Annotated in this window: 22 protein-coding genes; 14 read left to right on the top strand and 8 right to left on the bottom strand. The window is 70.0% G+C overall.

Going from position 1 to position 20,937, the window contains the following annotated elements; genetic code table 11:
• Positions 1–46: 46 nt before the first annotated feature.
• From ATM97_RS22535 to ATM97_RS22525, 3 genes are all read right to left on the bottom strand, one after another.
• Positions 47–1,234 (bottom strand): triacylglycerol lipase, encoded by a 1,188-nt coding sequence (locus ATM97_RS22535; RefSeq protein ID WP_218720042.1) that lies wholly within the window; start codon positions 1,232–1,234, stop codon positions 47–49.
• Positions 1,235–1,552: 318 nt separating this feature from the next.
• Positions 1,553–2,914, bottom strand: a complete 1,362-nt coding sequence (locus tag ATM97_RS22530; protein WP_218720041.1) for a lipase family protein — start codon at positions 2,912–2,914, stop codon at positions 1,553–1,555.
• Positions 2,915–3,150: 236 nt separating this feature from the next.
• Complete coding sequence (locus ATM97_RS22525; RefSeq protein WP_218720040.1) at positions 3,151–4,380, bottom strand: lipase family protein; 1,230 nt, start codon at positions 4,378–4,380, stop codon at positions 3,151–3,153.
• A gap of 280 nt (positions 4,381–4,660) precedes the next feature.
• Here ATM97_RS22525 and ATM97_RS22520 point away from each other — a divergent pair, with 280 nt between their 5' ends.
• The 4 genes from ATM97_RS22520 (at position 4,661) to ATM97_RS22505 (ending at position 6,788) form a co-directional block, all read left to right on the top strand.
• Positions 4,661–4,912 carry a hypothetical protein gene (locus ATM97_RS22520; protein ID WP_218720039.1) on the top strand — a complete coding sequence of 84 codons (252 nt, stop codon included), beginning with the start codon at positions 4,661–4,663 and terminating at the stop codon, positions 4,910–4,912.
• 88 nt (positions 4,913–5,000) lie between these two features.
• Positions 5,001–5,495: a DUF2599 domain-containing protein gene (locus ATM97_RS22515; protein ID WP_308248585.1), complete on the top strand. Its 495-nt coding sequence runs from the start codon at positions 5,001–5,003 to the stop codon at positions 5,493–5,495.
• 32 nt (positions 5,496–5,527) lie between these two features.
• On the top strand, positions 5,528–6,184 hold the full coding sequence (locus ATM97_RS22510; protein WP_218720038.1) for an SDR family oxidoreductase: 657 nt from the start codon (positions 5,528–5,530) through the stop codon (positions 6,182–6,184).
• A 349-nt stretch (positions 6,185–6,533) separates the two neighbouring features.
• Positions 6,534–6,788, top strand: coding sequence for a hypothetical protein (locus ATM97_RS22505; protein ID WP_218720037.1), 255 nt, complete (start codon positions 6,534–6,536; stop codon positions 6,786–6,788).
• A 53-nt stretch (positions 6,789–6,841) separates the two neighbouring features.
• Here ATM97_RS22505 and ATM97_RS22500 read toward each other — a convergent pair whose 3' ends face one another.
• Both ATM97_RS22500 and ATM97_RS22495 read right to left on the bottom strand, forming a co-directional pair.
• Positions 6,842–7,726, bottom strand: a complete 885-nt coding sequence (locus ATM97_RS22500; RefSeq protein ID WP_218720036.1) for a helix-turn-helix transcriptional regulator — start codon at positions 7,724–7,726, stop codon at positions 6,842–6,844.
• Positions 7,727–7,744: 18 nt separating this feature from the next.
• The gene (locus tag ATM97_RS22495) at positions 7,745–7,969 is read right to left on the bottom strand and encodes a DUF397 domain-containing protein (RefSeq protein WP_218720531.1); all 225 of its coding nucleotides are present in this window, start codon (positions 7,967–7,969) and stop codon (positions 7,745–7,747) included.
• A gap of 363 nt (positions 7,970–8,332) precedes the next feature.
• Between ATM97_RS22495 and ATM97_RS22490 the strand changes: the two genes are divergently transcribed.
• The 6 genes from ATM97_RS22490 (at position 8,333) to ATM97_RS22465 (ending at position 14,439) form a co-directional block, all read left to right on the top strand.
• On the top strand, positions 8,333–8,566 hold the full coding sequence (locus ATM97_RS22490; protein WP_218720035.1) for a hypothetical protein: 234 nt from the start codon (positions 8,333–8,335) through the stop codon (positions 8,564–8,566).
• A gap of 89 nt (positions 8,567–8,655) precedes the next feature.
• On the top strand, positions 8,656–9,090 hold the full coding sequence (locus tag ATM97_RS22485) for a CBS domain-containing protein (RefSeq protein WP_218720034.1): 435 nt from the start codon (positions 8,656–8,658) through the stop codon (positions 9,088–9,090).
• Between the two features lie 73 nt (positions 9,091–9,163).
• Positions 9,164–10,441, top strand: coding sequence for an aminotransferase class V-fold PLP-dependent enzyme (locus tag ATM97_RS22480; protein ID WP_218720033.1), 1,278 nt, complete (start codon positions 9,164–9,166; stop codon positions 10,439–10,441).
• Between the two features lie 31 nt (positions 10,442–10,472).
• Entirely contained in the window at positions 10,473–11,726 is a 1,254-nt protein-coding gene (locus ATM97_RS22475; protein WP_255588250.1) for a heavy-metal-associated domain-containing protein, read from the top strand.
• A complete protein-coding gene (locus tag ATM97_RS22470; RefSeq protein WP_218720032.1) occupies positions 11,723–13,120 on the top strand; it encodes a decarboxylase in 1,398 nt (465 codons plus the stop codon). The genes ATM97_RS22475 and ATM97_RS22470 overlap by 4 nt, the downstream gene beginning before the upstream one ends.
• Positions 13,120–14,439 carry a pyridoxal-phosphate dependent enzyme gene (locus ATM97_RS22465; RefSeq protein WP_218720031.1) on the top strand — a complete coding sequence of 440 codons (1,320 nt, stop codon included), beginning with the start codon at positions 13,120–13,122 and terminating at the stop codon, positions 14,437–14,439. The genes ATM97_RS22470 and ATM97_RS22465 overlap by 1 nt, the downstream gene beginning before the upstream one ends.
• Here ATM97_RS22465 and ATM97_RS22460 read toward each other — a convergent pair whose 3' ends face one another.
• Positions 14,440–15,927, bottom strand: a complete 1,488-nt coding sequence (locus ATM97_RS22460; RefSeq protein WP_308248584.1) for a condensation domain-containing protein — start codon at positions 15,925–15,927, stop codon at positions 14,440–14,442.
• Positions 15,928–16,181: 254 nt separating this feature from the next.
• On the opposite strand from ATM97_RS22460, the gene ATM97_RS22455 reads away from it, so the two are divergent.
• From ATM97_RS22455 to ligD, 3 genes are all read left to right on the top strand, one after another.
• Entirely contained in the window at positions 16,182–16,571 is a 390-nt protein-coding gene (locus ATM97_RS22455) for a cold shock domain-containing protein (RefSeq protein ID WP_308248583.1), read from the top strand.
• Positions 16,572–16,830: 259 nt separating this feature from the next.
• A complete protein-coding gene (locus ATM97_RS22450) occupies positions 16,831–17,910 on the top strand; it encodes an ATP-dependent DNA ligase (protein WP_218720028.1) in 1,080 nt (359 codons plus the stop codon).
• The gene (gene ligD, locus ATM97_RS22445) at positions 17,907–18,908 is read left to right on the top strand and encodes a non-homologous end-joining DNA ligase (protein WP_218720027.1); all 1,002 of its coding nucleotides are present in this window, start codon (positions 17,907–17,909) and stop codon (positions 18,906–18,908) included. The genes ATM97_RS22450 and ligD overlap by 4 nt, the downstream gene beginning before the upstream one ends.
• A 4-nt stretch (positions 18,909–18,912) precedes the next feature.
• Here the strand turns inward: ligD and ATM97_RS22440 are convergent, their stop codons facing one another.
• Complete coding sequence (locus tag ATM97_RS22440; RefSeq protein WP_218720026.1) at positions 18,913–19,614, bottom strand: hypothetical protein; 702 nt, start codon at positions 19,612–19,614, stop codon at positions 18,913–18,915.
• Positions 19,615–19,872: 258 nt separating this feature from the next.
• Between ATM97_RS22440 and ATM97_RS22435 the strand changes: the two genes are divergently transcribed.
• On the top strand, positions 19,873–20,232 hold the full coding sequence (locus tag ATM97_RS22435; RefSeq protein ID WP_218720025.1) for a hypothetical protein: 360 nt from the start codon (positions 19,873–19,875) through the stop codon (positions 20,230–20,232).
• On the opposite strand, the gene ATM97_RS22430 is transcribed toward ATM97_RS22435, so the two are convergent.
• Positions 20,229–20,780, bottom strand: a complete 552-nt coding sequence (locus tag ATM97_RS22430; RefSeq protein ID WP_255588248.1) for a TetR/AcrR family transcriptional regulator — start codon at positions 20,778–20,780, stop codon at positions 20,229–20,231. The genes ATM97_RS22435 and ATM97_RS22430 overlap by 4 nt on opposite strands.
• Between the last annotated feature and the right edge of the window lie 157 nt (positions 20,781–20,937).

Here is a 20,937-nt window from a genome sequence, read left to right as displayed (position 1 = left end):
CGCCGAAGGCGCTGTCCGCGATCGCGAACAGCGCCTTCGCCTCGTCTCACAGGGAGCCACCACCCCCGACCAGCCAGGGGTTGGACTCGCAGACCAGGTTCGGGCTGCTCGCCGGATCGAGGGCCCGCAGCGCGATCGACAGCGCGCGCGGGGAGTACATCATCGTCAGGTGGTCGGAAACGTCCTGTTCGCAGCCCTCCTGCAGGGTGATGTTGTCGACCGTGGCGCCGGGACCGGGCTTCAGGAAGGTCAGGTCGTAGGGGTTGGTGACCTCGTCGTAGCGGGTGCCGACGACGGTGTAGTCGACGCCGGGGACGGTGTCACCGTTGGCGTTGAGCTGGTTGACGAAGTCCGAACCGATCGTCTGCTGGATGCCGGCATGCCCGACGAAGATCTCGATCAGACCCAGGATGTCGATACCGGCGTTGTTGATCATCCGGCCCAGGGCACCGATGCCGTCGAGGCTGGTGCCGTGGTGGGTGGCACCGTAGGTGACGAGGTTCTTCACCTTGGCCGCGCCGCCGTCGTACTTGGTGTACCAGTTGGCCAGCGCGCCGCCCTGGGAGTGGGCGATGATGTCGACCTCGTCGGTGCCGGTGGCCGCCAGCACACGGTCGACGAAGGTGGCGACCTGCTTGGACGAGTCCTGGATGTAGCCGGTGCCCATGACGCCGGGCAGCAGCGAGCCGAGGCCGCCGCCTTCGACCAGGCCCGAGCGGCCGTAGTTGAAGGTGAAGGTGCAGTAGCCCGCGTCCTTGATCGGCTGACCCATGAAGGCGTAGCCGTTGTAGGCGTTCATCCAGGTGCCGTGCAACAGCACCACCGGACGCGGATGTTCGGCGGTCGGCTTGCAGTTCCAGTCGTTGGCGCCGGGCGGGGCGGCGTCGCCGTTGCCGAGGCCGTAGGCGAACGCGGCCAGGAAAGCGGTCTGCGCGGGACCGTAACCGATGGTGTCGGTGGACTTTCCACCGGAGGAACCCGAACTGGAGCCCGAACCGCCGTAGCAGTTGCCCGAGCCGTTCCCCGACCCGGCGCCGCTGCCGGAGGTGCAGGCCGAACCGCTACCCGGCCCGGCCACTTCGCGGCCGGAGGTGATGATGTCGGCGAGGGCCTGCTCGGAGGGCGCGGGGTCGGGGGACGCGGCGGCCCCCGGACCGGTGAGCGCGACGGCGAGCGCGCCGACGCCGGTGAGCACCGCCGTGTGTAGCGTCCGTCTGCGACTGGGAGATTTCATCGTTGGCGTATCTTCCTGTGCGATTCGAGAAATACGAATGGCTTTGTCGAAACCGCACCGAACATAAGTCCCGAAAATCCCCGCAATTCGGCCGTTTCCGGGTTTCTGGACAGGTCACCACGGCTCGTCGAAAACCCCCATGAGGGGGCACAGGAATTCTTCGGCAATCCGGACCGCACCGCGGACCGGATCCCCTTCATCGCCGTCTCACCAGCACTGACCGGCCGTCATCGCCCACACCACCCGGGAATTCCGCGGCCCGCTGACCTTTCACAGCAGCCGCCCGCGAAGATCGAAGAGAATTCCCACTTCCGCCGGTCAGCATTCACTGCGTGCCGCGACACCCTGCAATCGCTCGTCGAGCCAGAGCATCGCCTCCGGATATCCGGTGACCGCACCGATCACGTGCTCACCGAACACGCTGCGGTACACCGCGTTCGCGCCGAGCGAGCATTGCTCGTTGTACAGATTCCGCGCGCCGGCGGCGGGGATCCAGAACTCCTGCTCGCCGTTGTAGATGTAGAGCGGTGTGGCCGAGCGCATTCCGGCCATCCGGGTGATCTCGTAGATCCGGGTGGCCAGGTCCGAGCGCAGCGGGTCGGGGATGTTCGCGCCGACATCGATCGGCAGGTGCAGGACGCCGGGGACGGCGAACACGCTCACGCACTGGTCCTTCATCACCGAGGTGGCGACCCAGCGCGCGAGGTTGTTCATCGCGGCCAGGATCTCGGGACGTTCCCGGCCGATCGCGAAGGTGGCCGCCATGAAGATCCCGGAGGCGAGATTGGCGTTCATACTGCGCGAGAGGATCTCGAAATCGGCGGGCACACCGCCCAGCGCCGCCCCGACGATCACGTCGGCGAGTTCCGGCGCGTAGGAGTCGATCAGCTTGGCCGCGCCGTGGGTGGCGATGGCACCGCCGGAGTAGCCGGTCATCGCGAACCGGCTCGCGCCGAAAACCGCCGGGTCGAGGCCGCGCACGGCCCGGATTCCGTCGAGCACCGCGTGCCCGGCGACATACGGCTCCGCGTAGGCCATCCACGGGCCCTCGTGATCGGGCACCAGCACGGCGTATCCACGCAGTGCCGCCAATTGCGTGGTCGGCGGGATGAATTCGGTCGAGCTCGAGTGCAGCGTGAGGCCGTGCGCGAGGGTGTATCCCGGCGTGCAGTCGCGCCCCAGCGCGTCGATCGGCAGGTTGTTGACCAGGACCGGCCGATCGCCGGGTCCGGTCCAGTCGGTGGCGGGCACGAGCAGCGTCGCCGTGGCGAAGGACGGGCGACCTTGCGAATCATCGGTGCGGTATTTGAGCAGGGTGGCCGAGCGCAGCGGCACCAGGGTCAGCGGACCCGCGGTGGCGAGGATGTCGCGGGTGGCGATGATCTGTCCCGGCGTGTAATCGGCCAGCCCGTCGGGCCAATGGTCGAACATCGCGTCGCCCACGGCCGACGGCAGGACCGCGGCCCGCAGCGCGGCGAGCTCGGCATCGGGATCGGCACCGGCCGCCGGTTGGATCGGTGACGGCAGTACCTGATCGATCCAGCGTTGCAAGTCGGGCAGGAACCCCGGCGTACCCGGTTGCGGCACCGGGAATTCCGGGGTGGGTTCGGCGGCCGCACTGCCGACGGACAACGAACACAGCAGCAGGATCGAGCAGACCAACACACGCACAGATCGCATGGCACACACGCCTTCGGGTGGCAACGTCGGATTCGTCGCTGACGTGCGGCGATGCGGTGCTTCGTCTCCCGTCGAACTTCCCCCAGCGCACCCTCGTCAGTCCACTGAAGGTACGCCGGAACCACCCCGCCGGATCGGCGTCGTGCCCGAGTCGTGACGCAATGCGGCACGATCGCAACAACAATCAGCCCGAATCCGGCTCGGGGCGTGCGGATCCGGGCCGATCGAAACCGGGCTCAGCAGGTGCTGGGCGCCGGTTCCCCCTGCAGCCGCGCGTCGAGCCATCTCAGCGCGGAAGGCAGTCCGAGCACAGCTGCGGTCAGGTGGTCCGGGGTCGGGGTCGATTCGGTGACCAGCGGGGTGCCCGCCGCGCACCAGCGGTGTGTGGTGGCGGTGATCGCCTCGACCGGGATCAGGCCGTCGATGGGCGAATGCCATTCGAAGACAGGCATCGTCGGCGTTCCTGGGTAGAGCTCGAGGCTGTTCTCCTCCACGACGGCGCGGGCGTGCGGGTCGTCGACCATCGAAGTCGTCGCGGCGAAGTCGAGGATGCCGCGGCCCGCGCCCGCGCCGAGGATGTCGTTGGTGCACGCGTCGGCGATCGCGGCGCGGGCGGCCAGGCCGCGCGCGTTCATCTGCTCGCTGATCGGAAACCGTTGCGGATACTCCCGTTCCAGCCCGATCCCCGCCGCCAGCGCCAGGCCGAACACCGGGTGCGAGCCGAAGCCGAGACCCTCGAGCATCGACACCAGGTTCATCGGCACCCCGCCCAGCGCCGCGCCGGCGACCGCGACGTCGGGCGCGTAGCTGGGTTGCAGCGCCGCTGCCCAGGCCGTCGCCATGCCACCGCCGGAGTAGCCCGCCATCGCGACCCGGCTCCCCCCGACCTGCAGGTCGGCGACCTTCCGGATCGCCCGGATGCCGTCCAGGGTCACCTGCCCGCCCAATTTGGCGGCGCCGTAGGCGAAGTTGGGCCCGAGATGGTCGGGCAGCGCCATCGTCCAGCCGCGCCGCAGGGCGAGATTCCAGAACACCGCCTCGCGGACCATCAGGTTCGGGTCGTCGGTGTAGAGCACCTTGGAGACCGAACAGCGCACGCCGAGTCCGTTGATGATGTGCTGGTAGGACAGCACCGGCGCGTCCCGGCGGTGGCCCGCCGGTTGCAGCACGGTCGTGGTCGCCGCGATCGGTTCGCCCGCCGAGTTGGTCGAGCGGAACTTGACCAGGGTGATCCTGGTGTCGGGGAACATCGCCAGGGGCGGCATCGGCCGCACGTCCAGTACGTCGCCCGGCCGCGACGCCGACAGGTCGGCGGGCTGGGCGTAGAAGGGGTCGGGATCGGCGCTCGGATAGAGCGGTGAACTGTGTGTGGGGGCGGCGCAGACCACGGCCAGCACGAGCGCCGCCGCCACGGCCAGCAGGGCGCGGCGGGGCCGAGCCCGTTGTGCCGCGGCAACCCAGATCATCCGGCCGTCCTCCCGTGTCGCTGCCGTCGAGACCGATACTTGCCGGTAGCGTGGCTCGTCGGTACCCCTTCGGACCGAGATCGGCGGAGCTCACAACCGGCAGGAATGCGGGTTGTGACCGGATGCAAGTCGACGGCGATTCTCGTCTGCCACCGTCACGCCGCGGCGCCGGAGGGCTGTGAGATCTCCAGTGAATTCCAGAACATGTTCCACTCGACGGCCCGGGCCCTACCGTCGAGTAGGAAGGCGCCCACCAGCGCCGGGGCATAAGGAGCACGCCATGATTCCCATCGACGAGAACATCGCCGCCACCTCCCACCGCGCCGACCGCACCGAGATACCGACCCGGCGGATCACGGTCTACTTCGACGGCGCGACACCGCAGGACGCGCTGATTCTCGAGTACGCGGCGACCCCTGCCGAGGCGTGGGAGTTCACCACCGCGGCGGTGCACGCCGGATTGCTGGTCACCGTCGATGGGCAGGTGGGTCCCGACCTGCGCCGACTCCCCTGCCGCTCGCTCTGGCACTGAGCCCACCGGCACCGCCGGGCCGACCGCACTAGGCTGGCCGGGCGGCCGCGTCCCGGCCGCGCGCCTGGACGACAAGGAGGGGCGACGCGTGATTCGGTGGCAGTTGTCGGCCGCACTCGCCGCCGTCGCGATGCTCGGCCTCACCGGCTGCGGCTCGACCGCCGCCGAGGAGCCGGCGACGGCGGCTCCGTCGACGACCACCACGCCGCCCCGCTCGACCAGCAAGCCTCCGGTCACCCTCGCCGCGCCGACACCGACGGTCGATCCGTATGCCGGACTGCCGCTGATCGACCACCTCACCTGGACCGACACCGCCGACGGCCCTCGCCTGCTCGTCGTGCCGACCGTCGCGGGCCGACGCACCGACGCGCCGGGCACCGACGAACTCGCCTGGCAGGAGATCCTCGCCCTGGACGCCGACGCCGACGCGCCGGGGATGCGGGACCAGTTCCTCTGCCACTGGGTGTGGGCGAGGATGGTGGCGCCCGACAAACCGAGCTGGAACCTCGAACCGTGGCGACCGGCCGTCGGCTATTCGGCCACGGTGTCGGCGAACTGCAATCCCGGCGGCCCGGAACGCTGACTGTCCGCTCTCCGCTCGAAAGGAGCACTCGCATGCGTATCGTCGTCGCCGGTGGGCACGGCAAGATCGCCCTGCTGCTGGCCTCGCTGCTCACCCGCCGCGGTGACCAGGTCCACGCGCTCATCCGCCGCCCCGACCAGGCCGCCGATATCGTCGCGACCGGCGGCGTTCCGGTCATCTTCGATATGGAACGCGATACCCCCGACGATTTGGCCGCCGCGGTCGCCGGCTCGGACGCGGTGGTCTTCGCCGCCGGCGCGGGCCCGGGCAGCGGTGCCGCGCGCAAATACACCGTCGATCTCAACGGCTCGGTGCAGCTCGCCGACGCCGCCGAGCGGACCGGCGTCCGGCGCTTCGTGCAGATCTCGACGATGGGCGCCGGCGCGCCGCCCGCACCGGGCACCGACGAGGTCTGGGCCGCCTACATCGACGCCAAGACCCGCGCGGAGGACGATCTGCGGTCGCGCGCCCTGGACTGGACCATCCTGCGCCCCGGCATGCTCACCGACACGGCAGGCAACGGTCTGGTCACGCTCGGACCACCGCCGATTGCGCGGGGTCCGATCCCCCGCGCCGACGTCGCCGCGACGCTCGCGTCGATCTTGGACGCGGACAACACTTTTGGGCGCACGCTGGAAGTGGTCTCCGGAACGGCGCCGATCGCGGCGGCCGTGTCGGCAATTCGGTAGCCGAAAATTAACTATCGCAACAATATTCGGCCGTAGGGTCGATTCTCGCCGACCGGCGGCAGTCCCCGCATCACGCCGCGGGAGGGACCAGCCGCCGGTCACGCCGTTATCCACCCGCCGTGTGTCGTGAACACGGTGGCGCACCCGCGGATTCGCCGCTCAGAAGCCGAGAAATGCGCTGCATCGAGACGGAATCGATCGTGCAGATGTGCTTGCATTCGAAACTTGCCCCGTCCTAAACTCAGGGCCGCAACACAATTCAGGGGATAGTCAGGGGAGGCCGCGAGCGGCACACCTGGGGCTATGTTTGCCTTGGGTTTGCCACTGCCTAAACACAGGGGCGTTCACCATGAACAACACTAACGGCCGATTCGGCCTCGCTGATCGCGCAGCGACGACCCACCCCGTCACCGCAGGGTGCTCCAGGGAAACAGCGGTCGCCTATGTCATCGATGCCGTGGAATCCACCGGCGCGGCGACACGCAATGATTTCGATATCGACCGGATCGTGACCACCGCGCACGAATTGGCCGACGACTGGGATCTGCAGACGCTGACCCCCGACACCTTCTGGCGGATCGCCGCGGGCTGCATCCGCTACTGAATCACCGACCCGGACCGGGCGCCGTCAGCGGCGCCCGGTAGCGGTGTCCGGCCTCAGGCGCGATCGGCGTAGTCGAGCAGGATCTGGCGCGAGCGATCGGGCCGGGCGGCCTGCACGCTGAGCTGGTCCATCACCGACAGATACAGCGCCAGGTCCTGCCGCCGCTCGAGGTACAGCGCACTGGTGAGCTGCTCGAGGTAGACGATGTCGGGCAGCTCGGGCTCGGCGAACCGCAGAATACTGAAGGAACTGCCCGCCGCGGCGTGCCCGCCCGCAGAGTACGGCAGCACCTGCACGGTCACGTTCGGCAGCGCGGATAGCTCGGCCAGGTAGCGCAGCTGCGCGCGATGCACCTCGTGCCCGCCGATCGGGCGGTGCAGGACGGCCTCGTCGATGACCGCCCACACCACCGGTGGGTCGACCCGGCGCAGCACGTCCTGGCGGAGCTGACGGACCTGCACCCGTCGCTCGGTATCGGCGTCGTCGAACCCGAGAGTCACGATGGCGCGCGTGTACTCCGGCGTCTGCAGCAGGCCGGGCACCAGCTGGGCCTCGTAGGTGCGGATCTGACTGGCCGCCTGCTCGAGCCCGAGGTAGGTACTGAACCAGGAAGGCAGCAGATCGCTGTAGCGATGCCACCAGCCGGGTTCACTTGCCTGCCTGGCCAGTTCGAAGAAGGACTCACGCTCGCGGGTGTCGTGGACACCGTAGAGCGTGAGCAGGTCCCTGATGTCGCGTTCTTTGAATCCGGTGCGTCCCAGTTCGAGCCGGCTGATCTTGGCGTGTGAGCCACGGATCGCGTCACCAGCCGCCTCGCGGGTGATGCCTTTGCTCTCGCGCAGTTTGCGCAACTGGCCACCGAGGGCGATGCGCAGCACGGTGGGGCCGCGATCGACAACGGGTTGCACGCGACCGATCTCGTCGGGTTCAGCCGTCATGGCTGCCGATATTACCGATCACCGGGTCAAGTAGTCGAACTCTCCGGCCTTCGCGCCGCGGATGAAAGCGTCGATTTCCGGCCGAGTGTAGAAGATCACCGAGCCGTGCGGGTCGCGCGAGTTGCGCACGGCGACCGAACCGTCCGTCGCCTCGGCCACCTCGACACAGTTGCCGCTGGGGTTGCTGAACGTGCTCTTGCGCCAGTCGCCGACGCCCGGGCGTTCCCGCTGATCATGGTGCATACCGGACACGTCACACTCCTCGTTCTCGATTGATGCCATCAGTGCGAAAGTTGCAGATGCACGTGCAAACGTTCTTGCATCTGCACATTGCGATCGGGACACTAACACGGTTCACATGCGGCCGCACCGGTCGGTACTTACCCGACGACACGACCTGGGCGCACGCTCGATCGGTGACGTCCAGTCCCCTGAATTCGCAAGCGCGACAACCCGATCAGCTGCCCGACACGTCCGAATCGACAGTGCAGATGTTCTTGCATCTGCAAACAACACCCCCGTAGACTCAGGCCTCAAGATCACCGGAAGGGACGTCGGCAGCACCAGCCGGATGGGCCCTCCGCTGCCGGATGCGAGGGGACTCGGATGAGTACGCCGTTTCGAACACCCCGCCGGGTCTCGGCCGGAAGCACCGGCCTCGAGATCCCGCGATACCTCGGCACGGCGGGCGCGTCCTCCGGATCGTGTAGCGACGAGCCGCTCGGGCTCACCTACCGCCAGGCCCGCGAGATGCTGCGCCAGCACGACGTGCACGGTCCGCAGTGCAGGCAATGGCTGGCCGCCGCGGCCTATCTCTCCGCCGGCTTGGACGACGAATAGCCGGTTGTAACGTCTTCGTGCTGGTCACAGCCGTGTCACCCGAGGCATCCTGAAGGGGAACGATCGGGCTCGACACGGGTGAGCGGCATATGCGGATAGCGGAGATTCTGCGCAACAAGGGCACGGCGGTGACCACGGTGGGGCCGCAGACCACGGTGCGCGCCCTGCTCACCGTGCTGGCCGAGCACAATATCGGCGCGGTGGTGGTCTCCCCCGACGGCGCGACCATCAGCGGAATCGTCTCCGAGCGCGACGTGGTCCGCCACCTGGACCGCCACGGCGCCGCCCTGCTCGACCGGCCGGTCGCCGAGATCATGACCGACCGGGTGCGCACCTGCGGACCAGACGACCACGTCTCCTCGTTGCGCGAGGTCATGACCGAGCATCGCGTCCGGCACATGCCTGTCGTCGAGGCGGACCGGCTGATCGGCATCGTCAGCATCGGCGACGTGGTGAAGAGCGAGATCACCGAACTGGCCGCCGAACGCGGACACCTGGTCGACTACCTGCAGGGCAAGTACTGAGCCCGCGCCCGAAAAGCGTTGCCCGCGAGAATTCTTCGTCAGCCGTACCAGAAAAGTGCGTATCGTTGATCTCGTGCACCCCCTCCGGCCCGAGCTCACCGCCGTTCCGGTGCTGCGGCACGCGCCGACCCCGGTGCCCGCCACGATCCGCGGCCGCTTTCCCGCACTGGCCGATCCGGCCGTCGTGTATCTCGACAGCGCCGCCACGACCCAGAAGCCGGACACCGTGATCGCCGCCGTCACCGGTTATCACGCCGAGCACACGGCCAACGCCGGGCGCGGCACCTACGGCTGGGCGACCTCGCTGTCCGCGCGGGTCGCGGCCGTCCGTTCCCGGGCCGCGGCGTTCGTCGGCGCCGAGCACCCCGACGAGATCGTGTTCACCGCTGGGGCGACCGCCGCACTGGGCGCCGTCGCCTACAGCTGGGGGCTGGCCGTCCTCGACGACGGGGACGAGATCCTCTACAACCCCGCCGATCACGCGTCCAATGTGCTGCCCTGGCACCACCTGCGCGACACCTTGGCCCGGTTCGGGCGCCGGATCGTCCTGCGGCCCTACCGCAGCACCGCGGCGGGCGAGGCCGACATCGACGACATCGCGGCCCAGGTGGGCCCGCGTACCCGCCTGATCACCACCAGCCACCTGCACCACGTCTACGGCGGGCTGACCACGCTCGAGGAACTGCGCGGCCGGATCGATCCGGAGATCCTGCTGTGCTTCGACTGCTCGCAGAGCGGCGGGCACCTGCCGGTCGACGTGCTCGACCTCGGCGCCGACTTCGCGGTGTTCGCCGGGCACAAGATGTTCGGCGCGCCCGGGATCGGGCTGCTGTACTGCCGACGGCGGGTCCACGAGCGGCTGCGGCCGTTCCTGCCCGGCGGCCACACCGGGGTGACGATCGGCGAATCCGGGCTGACCGGCTCCGGGATGCCGGAGCTGCTGGAGGGCGGAACCTACAATATTCCCGGAATCCTCTCCCTCGCACCGGCGTTCGATCTGCTCGACGAGCTGGACCCGATCGCGATCGCCGCGCACAACCGGCAACTCACGCTGCGGCTGATCGCGGGGTTGCGGCCGGTGCCCGGCCTGGAGTTCCTGCCGGGGCCCGCGTACGCGGGCTGCGCGGTGGGGTACGGGATCGTCTCGTTCACCCTCGACGGGATCAGCGCGACCGATCTCGGTTTCGTGCTGGCCGAGGCCGGTTTCCTGGTCCGCACCGGTGCGCACTGCGTGCCGGGCACCGAGCCCGGCGCGGGTTCGGTGCGGGTGAGCACCCACCTCTACAACACCCTGGACGAGATCGATCGCTTCGTCGCCTGCGTGGCCGGCCTCGCCGGGCACGGGCGCTGACCCTTTCCTGTCCCGAGCCGAGGAGGAACCCATGGGCACGCACCCCGCGCAGCACTACGATCGACGGTCCGCGTCCCGGGTACTGGCCGAGCTGGCCGCGCCCGGTCTGTTCGCGGCCGCCGAGCCACCGTCGCCGACCCGGATCACCTTCCGCGCCACCGAGTTACGCCCCGAGCCCGGCAGCGCGCTGACGCAGTCGCAGCGGATGTACCTGGAGCGGTTCATGCGGCCGTGCCGCCCCGACCAGGTCACCAGCGCGACCCACCGCATCACCTGGACCGACAGCGCGGGTGTGCCCAATACCGGCTACTTCCACACCGGGGGCGCCGGTCCCGACCTGGCCGTGGTGGCCAGGGAGACCGTGCTGACGCTGTGGCGCGAGCTGGCCGGGTCCGGTCTGGTGGCGCGCTCGGCGGCGCTGAGCGAGCCCGATCTCGCGGTGCTCACGGGCACCACCACCGATCACGACCCGCACGAGATCTTCCGCGTCGGGGTGGAGGCCACCGGGCGCGCACTCGTCCAGCACGGGCTCATCGCGGCCGATACCCCCTATCGGGATATCGTCGGCTTCGCCAGGGGCATGCGCGATTCCGGGATCTTCGCCGCCGTCGCGACCCGCTGGTTCTGGGAGCTGCAGGCCTCGACGTTCCGGCGCGGGATGATCCCGGTGCGCCTGGCCGTCCAGCCCGACGGGAGCGTGCGCTACACCGCCGATTCCCTCGCGCTGCTGCGCGCCATGAAGGACGCCACCATCGCCGACGCGCACGCGGTGATGCGGCGCGCGGTCACCGAGGAGGGGCTCGACACCGAGGCCGCGGTCGCCAGATATCACGACGAGCTGGACCTGATCTCCCGCCAGTACGCCCTGCTGCCCGCCGGTGCCAGGCCCGCCTGCCTGGCGGCGGCACCGCAGGCGGTCGACGGCGCGGCGGTGCACGTGCTGGCCACCGTGGTCGACCGGTTCGTCGAGACCTTCGCCGCGCTGGCGGACAGCGTCGTCGTCGTGCGAGACACCGCCGAGCAGGTGTTCGACGGTGCGCCGCCCGGCGACGACGGCGTCTTCTACGTCCCCGATATGAGCTGCAAGCATTGCGTCCGCACCATCACCGCGCTGCTCGAATCGATGGAGATCCCGGTGGCCGAGGTCGACCTGGAGTCCAAGCGGGTCATCGCCCGGATCCGCAGCCCGCGCCACCGGTTCCGGGTGTTCGAGGCGCTGCGTGACGGCGGCTACAACCCGGTCGACGACGTGCCCGCCCCGGCGCCCGGCGCGGCGGTGGGATGACCCCGCCCGCCGTTCCCGCCGCGCTCCCCCCGCTGGTCGCTGACTTCCTCGCCGACGGGGCGGCCGTGCGCGCGGCGCTGGACCATTACGGCTCGCCGCTGCACCTGCTGTTCCCGCAGGTGTACGCGGCGAACCTGGCCACCGTGCGCGCGGTCCTCGACGCGGGAGCCGGCCCGTACCGGATCTGCTACGCGCACAAGGTGAACCGCTCGGCGGCCTTCGCCAGGACCGCCGCGGCGGCGGGGATCTCCGTCGACGTGGCCTCGGCGGGGGAATTGTCGGCCGCGCTGGCCGCGGGATTTCCGGGCGACCGGATCGAGGCGACCGGCCCCAAAGGGGTGTCTCTGCTGCGCGCGGCGCTCGCGGCGGGGGTGACGGTCAATGTCGACAATCTGTGGGAACTGTCCACGCTGGCCGAGCTGGCGGACGCGCCGGTGCCGGTCCTGCTGCGCATCTCGGGATTTCCCGGCAGCGCCCCGAGCCGCTTCGGCATCGACCTCGCGGCCGCCGATGCCGCGTTCGACGTGCTCACCCGGCACCGGGATCGGCTGCGGTTGCTGGGTTTCGCCTTCCACCTCGACACCGCCGCCACCGCCGAACGCGTCCGCGCGGTCGCGGCGTGCCTGGAGCTCGTCGAGCGCGCCTACGGACACGATCTGACGCCGACCGTGCTCGACATCGGCGGCGGGTTGCGCCAGGTCTTCACCGCCGACGCCGCGCGCTACGACGCCTACGACCATGCGCTGCGCGCGGGTCTGCTCGGGCGGGGCGAGGCCCTGCACTGGAGCAGTAGCACCTTCGGCTATCACGTCGCCGGCGGCGCGGTCCACGGTGGACCGGTGTTCCACAAGTACGCCAACACCGAACCGGCCGCCGCCATCCTCGCCGATCTGCTCGCCACCCCGCTGCCCGGGCACAGCGGCCGCGCGCTGGGGCAGGTGCTGGCCGACAATCTGCTCGAACTGTGGCTCGAGCCCGGCAAGGCGCTCGTCGATCAGGCCGGGGTCACCCTCGCCAGTGTGGAATTCGCCAAAACCGCGGGCAACGGCGCGACCCTGGTGCATCTGGACCTGAGTCGCGATACGGTCACCGCCGCCGACCAGGAGGTGCTCATCGACCCCGTGGTGCTCGCCGAACCCGCCGTCGCCGAACCCGTCGGGGTCTTCTTCGCGGGACATCTGTGTCTGGAGCGGGATCTGGTGACCCAGCGGCAGGTGCGGGTGGCCGGGGTGCCCGCGCCGGGCGATCCGGTGCTGTTCGCCAATACCGGCGCCTATCACATGGATCTGTCCGCCGCGCAGGCCAGCATGCACCCGGTGGTGCCGAAAGTCGCTGTGCGACAAAGTGACAGCGGATTCACGCTCTGCCCCGACGCGGATTACCGGGTGCCGTGATGGTCTACAACCACATCACCGAGCTCATCGGCAACACTCCCCTGCTTCGCCTCGATCCCGCGGTGCACGGGCTGGCCGGAGTCGAGCTGTACGCGAAACTGGAGTCGCACAATCCGTTCGGCTCGGTCAAGGACCGGGTCGCCTGGGCGATGATCCGCGCCGAGGTGGACCGCGTCGCCGCGGGCGGGCAGTCGTTCATCGAGGCCTCCAGCGGCAACACCGCCAAGGCGCTGCGGGTGCTCGGCGCGCTGCACGGCATCCCGCTGCGGGCGGTGACCAACCGGATCAGGGTGGGCGAGGTACGGCAGCTGCTACAACTGCTCGGCACCGAGATCGTGGAACTGCCAGGCCTGTCCGAATGCCCGGATCCGCAGGCGGCCGACGATGTCTCGGCGGTGATCGCCCAGACCACCGGTCAGGCGCCCGAACGGTGGTTCCATCCCTCGCAGTACACCAACGAGCGCAATATCGACGCCCATCACGACGGCACCGGCACCGAGATCGCCACCGACCTCGCCGAGGCGGGCATCGATCATCTCGACTATCTGATCGGCGGACTCGGCACCACCGGTTCCACGCGCGGCACCGCGACCGCGCTGCTGGCCCGGCATCCGGCGCTGCGCACCATCGGCGTGGTCTCGGACCGGTTCGACTTCATCCCCGGCATCCGCTCCGAACGCGAGATGTGGGATGTCGGACTGTTCCGGCCCGACTTCTACGACGACATCGTCACCGTCGACTCGGCCGCCGCCATCGACGCCACCCTGGCCCTGATCCACGGCTACGGAGTGCTCGCCGGACCCACCAGCGGCGCGGGCTACGCGGCGGCCCTGCGTGCCCTGGCCACGGCGCCGCGCCCCGAGGATCGGCCGCTGGTCGCGGTGCTCATCGTGTGCGACCGGCTCGAGCCGTACCTGTCCTATATCGCCAAGCGCAGGCCCGAGCTGTTCGGCAAGGCCGCGGGCGCGGGCGCGCCCGGCCCCGAGGACACCGCCGCCGCACCGACGCTCACGCCCGCCACGCTGGCCGAGTTGGACCGCACCGGCAGACCGACCGTCGTCGACACCCGGGGCGCGATGGCCTACCGGGTGGGGCACGTGCCCGGCGCGCTCAACATCCGTGACGATCAGCTCGACGAGATGCTCGCCCAGGGCATGCCGTTCCCACGCTCGCGCCCGGTCGTGTTCGTATGCCCCGTCGGCGAGACCTCGCTGCGCTTCGCCGCCCTCGCCCACCGCGCGGGCTATGACGCCTACAGCCTGGCCGGGGGCATCGTCGCCTGGCGCGACGCCGGTCATCCGCTCGAACGCGGCGGGTGATCAGACCAGCACCCGCGCCGCCCGGCGGACCCCCGCGAGGGAGCGGCGGCTGCCCGTGGCCGCCAGCAGGGCGCCCAGTGGGCCACGGTAGCCGTCGGCCAGCAGTCCGACGACCGCCCGGAACCGGGCGACGAACCGCTCGGCGGTCTCCTCGTCGAACCGGGCGAGCGGATACAGGAACGAGCCGTCGATGCCGACGGGCGCGCCGAACGGATCGTAGTGATCGGTCAGCCCGAACTCGAGATCGTGTTTGGCCCGCACCACCCCGGTCGGCACCTCGGTGATCGAGAAACCCGGAGCCGCACCGAGTTCGGTGGCGCTGCGGCGCGCGTCGGCTCGCTGCAGGATCAGTGTGGCCTGGAACAGCGGCAGCGCCGCATCCTGGAGCAGGCAGCGCTTGAGCCGGGGATTGGGGGTGTCGGGATGGGCGTAGGCGGCCAGCGCGACCCGGCGCACCTGGTCGATGAGCTCGTCGACGTCGGCGGCGCGGTCCAGGCGCACGCGCAGGAGGACGTCGTCGGAGAAGTTGCCGACCAGGTCGTCGAGGAGGCGGTGGTCGCGCCCCGAGACCGCGGTCGCCACAGTGACGTCGGCGCTGCGGGCGAACGCGCCGACGGCCACCGCAAACGCGGCCTGCAGGACCATGAACAGGCTCGCCCGTCCGTCCTGTGCCAGCCGCAGCAGCCCGGCGTGGGTCCGCGCGTCGAACGAGATCGGTAGCAGCGCACCGGCAGCCGGGTCGACCGGCGGTGACAGGGGTTCACGGGCGGGCAGATCCAGCAGGGCGGGCCGACCGGCCAGCGCGTTGGCCCAGTAGCGCAGTTGGTGGGTCGCGCGGCTCCATTCGTCGGTGAATTCGCCGAGCTGGGCGTGCTTCCACAGGGTGTAGTCGGTGTAACTCACCGGCAGCGGCGCCCACTCGGGGGCGCTCCCGGCGCGGCAGGCGAGATAGGCGGTGACCAGATCCCGGATCAGCGGGCCCAGCGAGCGCCCGTCGACCGAGATGTGGTGCACGACCAGGGCGAGCACCACGTCGCCGGGTCCGACGACGAACAGTCGGGCCCGCACCGGCAGCTCTCGCGTGAGATCGAAGGCCCGCGCCGACAGCGCGGCGACCGCGACCGCGAGTTCACTCTCGGTGACGGCACATTCGGCGATATCGAGAGCGGTCTCCGCCGCGTCGACGACGTGCTGGGCGGGACCGTGCTCGGTCGCCGGGTAGATCGTGCGCAGCGGTTCGTGCCGGGCGACAACGCATTCCAGCGCCGACCGCAGCGCGGCCGGGTCCACCTCGGCGCCGCGCAGCCGCAGCGCCCGCGCGACATTCCAGTCCGCCGAGCGGCCGAGCCGAGCGGCATGCCACATGCGCTCCTGCGCGGGCGCCAACGGCACATGCGCCGGGCGCGGGCGTGGCCCGAGCAGGACGACCGGCGGCGCCGGCGGCCGGAAACACACCGTCTCCGATCCCGCCCGAGGTGCTGTCAGCACCCCGCGACCGGCGTCATATCCCCCCGACCTCATCCCCCGACCGGGGTCGAACACTCGTCACAACCTCCACACCCGTACCAACAGATTCGGAACGCTAACGAGAGGATGTGAACGAACAGTTACCGGATTGTGACCACGTCCGGTCGGCCCGGCGGTGCGGCGTCTCCGCGATGTCGCTGTCTGTCCACTTTCCCGGAAAAACGCCCAAAAGCCGCGTTACAGTGGCGTCGGGAAGCGGAGCGAGGAGCTGGTCGGTGTCCATCGGGAAATTGGTGTCGTTCGACGGGTCACGGGGTTTCGGGTTCATCCGGCCCGACGACGGCGGGCCCGATGTCTTCGTCCACGTCAACGACATCGGCCTCGACGAGGACGAGTTGCGCCAGGGCAGGCTGTTCGAATTCGATGTCACCGAAGGTGATCGCGGCCCCAAGGCGATCAACCTGACCGCCGCGGGTCACACCGCGCCCGCGCCGAAGTCGCGCAAGGAGCGCACCGGCGGTGACCGGCTCGGTCCCGACGAGCTGCGCCGCCAGATCACCGAGCTGCTGCTGGACGCCTCCCCCGCGCTGACCGCGGCCGAGATCCTCACCATTCGTGAGCGGTTCACCACGTTCGCCGACGATCACGGCTGGCTCGACAGCTGACCTCGCGCCCGCGCGGTCGCGGCGCCCGGACGCCCGGCTGATCCGGTCGCTGCGGTGCCGCGACGACCGCTACTCCCCCTCGACTACCAGCGTGTATCGCGGCCACCGCCGCGCGGGCCGCGTCGACAGCTGAGCGCGACACCGGGCCGGGCGATGTCCGCGCCGGTGTCGGTGGACGGCCCTACGATCGAAGCCGCACCGATGAATCGGGCACGCTCGCGCCGTCGACACGGGTGAACCCACCCGCGAGGAGGATCGGATGGATCTACCGGTGATGCCGCCAGTGCGCCCCATGCTGGCCAAGTCGACCCCGTCGTTGCCCCGGGAGCCCGGGCTCAGCTACGAACCCAAATGGGACGGGTTCCGGTGCATCGTGTTCCGCGACGGCGACGAGATCGAGCTCGGCTCCCGCAACGACCGCCCGCTCACCCGGTACTTCCCCGAACTGGCCGAGCTGCTCGCGGCCGCACTGCCGGACCGCTGTGTCGTCGACGGAGAGATCGTCGTCGTCACCGATCAGGGCCTGGACTTCGACACGCTCCAGCAGCGGCTGCATCCGGCGGCCTCGCGGGTGAACAAGCTGGCCGCCGAGACCCCGGCCAGTTTCGTCGCCTTCGATCTGCTCGCCCTGGGTGATCGTGATCTGACCGCCGAACCGTTCACCGAGCGCAGGCGCGCGCTGGAATCGCTGCTCGAGGCCGCACCGGGCCGGATCCATCTGACCCCGATCACCCAGGACCCCGACGTCGCCCTGGACTGGTTCACCCGGTTCGAGGGCGCGGGCTTCGACGGGGTGATGGCCAAAGCCGACGATCTGCCCTATCTGCAGGACAAACGCGTGATGCTCAAGATCAAGCACGAACGCACCGCCGACTGCGTGGTGGCCGGCTACCGGATGCACAAGGACGGCGTAGGTGTCGGCTCGCTGCTGCTCGGCCTGTTCGACGACGACGGCAACCTGCATCACGTCGGTGTCGCGTCGAGTTTCACCGCGGCCCGGCGCCGCGAACTGCTCGGTGAGCTGGCGCCGTTGCGCGAGAACGCGCTCGACAACCATCCGTGGCGCAACTGGGCCGACGCGGTCGCCCAAGCCGACGCCGACGGCAAGATGCCCGGCGGGGTGAGCCGGTGGACCGGCGGCAAGGACCTGTCCTGGGAACCACTGCGCCCGGAACTGGTCGCCGAGGTCCGCTACGAGCACGTGCAGTCGGGGAGGTTCCGCCACGGCGGGCGGCTGGTGCGCTTCCGGGCCGACCGCACCCCGGAGTCGTGCACCTACGCCCAGCTCGACGAGGTCGCCCCGGCCGAGCTCGACGCGATCTTCGGCGGTGCGCGATGAGCGCGGCCGTGGAGATCGAGGTCGACGGGCGCGTCCTGGCGATCAGCAACCCGGACAAGATCTACTTCAGCAAGCGCGGCGACACCAAACTCGACCTGGTCCGCTATTACCAGGCCGTCGCCGAACCGCTGCTGGGCGTCATCGGTGACCGGCCGGTGTTGCTGGAGCGCTATCCCGACGGCGCGTCGGGCAAGTCGTGGTTCCAGAAGCGGGTGCCCAAGTCGGCGCCGGACTGGTTGCGGACCGTCGAGGTGTCGACACCGAACGGTACGACCAGCGACGCGCTCGTCGCCCACGACCTCGCCCACCTGCTGTGGGCAGTGAACCAGGGGTGCCTCGGCTTCCACGTCTGGCCCAATCATGTGCCCGACCTGCGGATCGCCGACGAGCTGCGAATCGACCTCGACCCCTCGCCCGGGATCGGCTTCGACGATCTGCGCCGGGCGGCGGTGCGCACCAGGGAACTGCTGACCGAGCTCGGCATCGAGAGCTGGATCAAGACCTCCGGCTCGCGGGGGCTGCATATCTACGCCCTGCTGGAACCGCGCTGGGACGGCTACCAGGTGCGCGCCGCCGCCGTGGCGCTGGCCAGGGAACTGGAGCGCCGCCACCCCGAGGAGATCACCGCGCACTGGTGGAAGGAGGAGCGCGGGTCGCGGGTCTTCGTCGATTTCAACCAGAACGCACCGCACAAGACGGTGTTCGGCGCGTGGTCGGTGCGGCCGAAGGTCGGCGGTCAGGTGTCCACGCCGATCGCGTGGGCCGACCTCGACACCGTCGTGCCCGACGACCTCACCCTCGCCACCGTCCCCGCCCGGCTGGCCGAACTCGGTGACCCGTGGGCCGACCGCGCGCCGCAGTCCATCGCACCGCTGCTGGAGATGTCGGAACGCGATATGGCAGCGGGTCTGATGGACGCGCCGTGGCCGCCGCAGTACCCGAAGATGCCGAACGAACCGCCGCGGGTGCAGCCGAGCCGGGCCAAGAAAGCCGACTGAGGACCTATTCGGTCCAGGGCACCCAGCTGCCCGCCCCCGCCTTGCCCTCGCACACCAGGGCGTGGTTGTCGGAGGTGCGCCCCGACTTGTCCACCGTGGGGTCGCAGCGCGTGCCCTCGGTGTAATACGACCCGGACACCCGGAACGGGCCCGACCAGGTGTAGGCGCCATCGGCGCGCAGGCACAGCAGGGTCGCACCGTCCGCCGCGACGCCCAGCAGCCCGGCCCGATCCGCCGAACAGGGTGTGCCCTTCTCGACGACGGTGCCCGCCGGGCTCAGCACGGGCACGGTCCCGGTCGGGGTGGCGCTCGGCGCGCCGTGCGAGGGCACCGTCGTCGACACCGAGGTCACCGTCGTCTCCTGGGCGAGCGTGGGCACGTCGAGATCCAGCCCACCGAACAGCACCAGTCCCACCGTCGCCAGGGCCGCGACCTCGGTGCTGCCTAGCAGCAGCGCGAACACCGCCATTCCGCGCCCCCGTGGATGCCCGAACGACAGCAGCCCGAACACGATCGCGATCGGGAACAGCAGGACCAGCGCGGCGGCGAGCGCGATCATCGCGTACGGATTCACCCGTGGCTGGTCGGCGCGGCCCGCGCCCGCCCCACCGTCCTCCGGTGTCGCATGCGGCCAGCGCTGGCCGTTCCAGCGCCGATCGTTCACGTCCTCCTCGGGGTCGTCGTCCCATTCGTCGTACCGTGCCATCAACCCCGGGTCCCTCTCGATCCCCCCCGGCGCGGAATCGAACCACTTGCGGCGCCGGGTTACGCGACGAGAATAGGGACTCCGACGCGGTCGGTCAGCGTAAACGACAAATGCGCGTACCTGCGGTTCGCCCCCGAATCCAGGGGCATCGACACGGGTAACGAACCGGCAAACACCTTTGCCTCCCCACCATCGACGGGTCCATGCTGGTCATCAGGTGAACGACGGCGCGCAGCCCCGGTCCGCGAGGAGGACCCCATGCCAGGCAGCACCACTCCGGCAGACGAGCAACGCTGGCACGCCCAGGCCGGCGATCTGCTCGCCGACGATTACAACGTGCCCGGCATCATCGCGTGCGCGATCGGCGTCGTCGGCTTGGCCTGCACGCTGGTGGCCGCGGGGTCGGAGTACTACGGGTGGGCAGCGGTCGCCGGGGTCGTCACCGCGATCTTCCTTCTCGGCGGCGCGGGCGCGCTGCTGTTCGAGCATCACCGCGAAGAACGGATCGAACACGTCTACGGGCGCAGCGGACACGCGCCCGGCCATGTCGGCCCGCAGCGCTACAGCGCCCGCGACATTCCGCTGCCGAATCCCACCCGGCGCGGGCTGAGGTCCTAGCCGAGCACGCCCGGCTGGGGTTCCACGCTCGGGATGGTCTCGGTGATCACCGTGATCAGGGTGTCGGCGAGCAGCCGGTGCACCTGCTCGCGGGTGAGCGTGCCGCGGGTGATCCACTCCCGGCCCGCCACCTTCACCAGACCCGCGTAGGCCAGGACCAGCGCGCGCAATGTTGCATTGTCTGCCAGATCGGACCGGCCGATCATCACCAGCATGCGTTCGGCGGCGGCGTCGTCGGCCTGGTCGAGGATCTGCTGCACCTCGGGGTCGTCGCCGACGCCCTCGTGGCTGGTCACCTTCACCCAGGTGGTGCCGTGCTCGGCGATGGTGTCGAGCAGCCAGGTGACGATCGCGTCGACCCGCTCGACCGGGGTACCGTCGGGAATCGACACCTTGTCCGGCCGCGGCAGCGTCACCATCCGGCGCACGACGGCCAGATACAGGTCGCGCTTGTTGCCGAAATAGTGGTTGATCAGCCCACGGGCGACACCGGCGCGCTGCGCGAGTTCCGCGGTGGACACCGCCGCGTAGGGCCGCTCACCGAACATGTCGATGGCACAGGCCAGGATCTGCGCGCGTCGCTCGTCGGGTTCGAGCCTGCGCCTGCGCGGCGCGTCTGCGGTATCGGTGTCGAGCGGGGAAATCGGGCTGCTCCGTCGGGTTCGAGGGTCGCCACGCTGTTGCGGCGACGGTGCACCACGATAC

It is taken from the genome of Nocardia sp. MH4, assembly GCF_019266065.1.
In the GTDB taxonomy this organism is placed as follows: Bacteria; Actinomycetota; Actinomycetes; order Mycobacteriales; family Mycobacteriaceae; genus Nocardia; species Nocardia canadensis.
Note: the sequence above shows the minus strand (reverse complement) of the source record. Positions and strands in the feature narration are given on the sequence as shown.

Bases quoted from the DNA above. Each gene is read 5' to 3' on its own strand.
- ATM97_RS22535 (WP_218720042.1), bottom strand. From the start codon at position 1,234: ATGAAATCTCCCAGTCGCAGACGGACGCTACACACGGCGGTGCTCACC.
- ATM97_RS22505 (WP_218720037.1), top strand. From the start codon at position 6,534: ATGAACAACACTAACGGCCGATTCGGCCTCGCTGATCGCGCAGCGACG.
- ATM97_RS22435 (WP_218720025.1), top strand. From the start codon at position 19,873: ATGCCAGGCAGCACCACTCCGGCAGACGAGCAACGCTGGCACGCCCAG.
- ATM97_RS22485 (WP_218720034.1), top strand. From the start codon at position 8,656: ATGCGGATAGCGGAGATTCTGCGCAACAAGGGCACGGCGGTGACCACG.
- ATM97_RS22510 (WP_218720038.1), top strand. From the start codon at position 5,528: ATGCGTATCGTCGTCGCCGGTGGGCACGGCAAGATCGCCCTGCTGCTG.
- ATM97_RS22495 (WP_218720531.1), bottom strand. From the start codon at position 7,969: ATGCACCATGATCAGCGGGAACGCCCGGGCGTCGGCGACTGGCGCAAG.
- ATM97_RS22450 (WP_218720028.1), top strand. From the start codon at position 16,831: ATGGATCTACCGGTGATGCCGCCAGTGCGCCCCATGCTGGCCAAGTCG.
- ATM97_RS22475 (WP_255588250.1), top strand. From the start codon at position 10,473: ATGGGCACGCACCCCGCGCAGCACTACGATCGACGGTCCGCGTCCCGG.
- ATM97_RS22470 (WP_218720032.1), top strand. From the start codon at position 11,723: ATGACCCCGCCCGCCGTTCCCGCCGCGCTCCCCCCGCTGGTCGCTGAC.
- ligD (WP_218720027.1), top strand. From the start codon at position 17,907: ATGAGCGCGGCCGTGGAGATCGAGGTCGACGGGCGCGTCCTGGCGATC.
- ATM97_RS22520 (WP_218720039.1), top strand. From the start codon at position 4,661: ATGATTCCCATCGACGAGAACATCGCCGCCACCTCCCACCGCGCCGAC.
- ATM97_RS22490 (WP_218720035.1), top strand. From the start codon at position 8,333: ATGAGTACGCCGTTTCGAACACCCCGCCGGGTCTCGGCCGGAAGCACC.
- ATM97_RS22525 (WP_218720040.1), bottom strand. From the start codon at position 4,380: ATGATCTGGGTTGCCGCGGCACAACGGGCTCGGCCCCGCCGCGCCCTG.
- ATM97_RS22430 (WP_255588248.1), bottom strand. From the start codon at position 20,780: ATGTTCGGTGAGCGGCCCTACGCGGCGGTGTCCACCGCGGAACTCGCG.
- ATM97_RS22500 (WP_218720036.1), bottom strand. From the start codon at position 7,726: ATGACGGCTGAACCCGACGAGATCGGTCGCGTGCAACCCGTTGTCGAT.
- ATM97_RS22465 (WP_218720031.1), top strand. From the start codon at position 13,120: ATGGTCTACAACCACATCACCGAGCTCATCGGCAACACTCCCCTGCTT.
- ATM97_RS22530 (WP_218720041.1), bottom strand. From the start codon at position 2,914: ATGCGATCTGTGCGTGTGTTGGTCTGCTCGATCCTGCTGCTGTGTTCG.
- ATM97_RS22440 (WP_218720026.1), bottom strand. From the start codon at position 19,614: ATGGCACGGTACGACGAATGGGACGACGACCCCGAGGAGGACGTGAAC.